The following is a 320-nucleotide window of genomic DNA, read 5'->3' as shown; positions in this document are numbered from 1 at the left end:
AAAACTTATGTGGGCGATTAGCTCAGTTGGGAGAGCACCTGCCTTACAAGCAGGGGGTCACTGGTTCGAGCCCGGTATCGCCCACCATTCTCTAAGTATTTTTGGATAGGAATTCCAAACCACTTCAGTAAAACGTACGTGGTTAGAATCTTCGACTCTGAAAGTCTTTAGAAAATGACTTCTTAGGAAGTGATTAGCTCTTTAACAATTTGGAAAGCTGACAAAACAAACTTTTAAGTTTGTTTGTAAAGTTCTCAATGTTTGTCTTTATGACAAACACCAAAAAACACATTCAAGTGTTCTTGGGAATATCACTTTTA

At 38.4% G+C, this 320-nt stretch carries 1 tRNA gene; it reads left to right on the top strand.

The window, feature by feature from the left end:
- The first annotated feature begins 11 nt into the window (after positions 1-11).
- A tRNA-Val gene (locus tag ATB78_RS28020) sits at positions 12-87 on the top strand.
- Positions 88-320: the final 233 nt, after the last annotated feature.

The sequence above is a fragment of the Vibrio sp. CUB2 genome, from assembly GCF_001557945.1.
GTDB lineage: Bacteria > Pseudomonadota > Gammaproteobacteria > Enterobacterales > Vibrionaceae > Vibrio > Vibrio owensii.
This window is presented reverse-complemented; position numbering and strand designations above follow the sequence as displayed.